The 403-nt window shown below is 42.2% G+C and carries 1 protein-coding gene; it reads left to right on the top strand.

Features of this window, described 5'->3' with window-relative positions:
• Window positions 1-400, top strand: a 400-nt coding sequence (locus tag ETC00_RS20170; protein ID WP_171567790.1) for a stage III sporulation protein AF, incomplete at its 5' end; no start/stop codon positions are given.
• Between the last annotated feature and the right edge of the window lie 3 nt (window positions 401-403).

The raw sequence follows: 403 nt of genomic DNA, 5'->3' as shown, positions 1-403 counted from the left end.
TGTCAATACGTGGTTTGCTTCGATTCAGCAACAACAACATGCAACGCTTGAAAATGACATTGAAAAAAAGAAAAAAGAAATACAAGCCTCACAACGTGCATATATTTTAGAACAAATGGCTGTCCAGCTAAAGAACATAGCGTCTGAGGAGTTGATGCGCACATATGGTTTAACAGTGACGGACATTTCATTAACGATCGGGGAGTCGGAACAAATCCCTCCTCCGATTGAGGCGATTACGGTGGAGTTAGCAGAAGAAACGACTTCTGTTGTTAAACCGATTCGCATTCAATCTTCGTCGTCGATCACAGAAAAACACGACGACATCGCTCGCTTTTTAGCACAAATGTGGGGAGTAGATCCACAGATGATTACGATTCATCTTGAAAGGAGGGAATAGGAA

This window comes from Brevibacillus sp. MCWH, from assembly GCF_013096935.1.
Taxonomy (GTDB): Bacteria; Bacillota; Bacilli; order Brevibacillales; family Brevibacillaceae; genus Brevibacillus; species Brevibacillus aydinogluensis.
The sequence above is the reverse complement of the archived record's forward strand: the minus strand, read 5'-3'. Positions and strand labels throughout refer to the sequence as shown.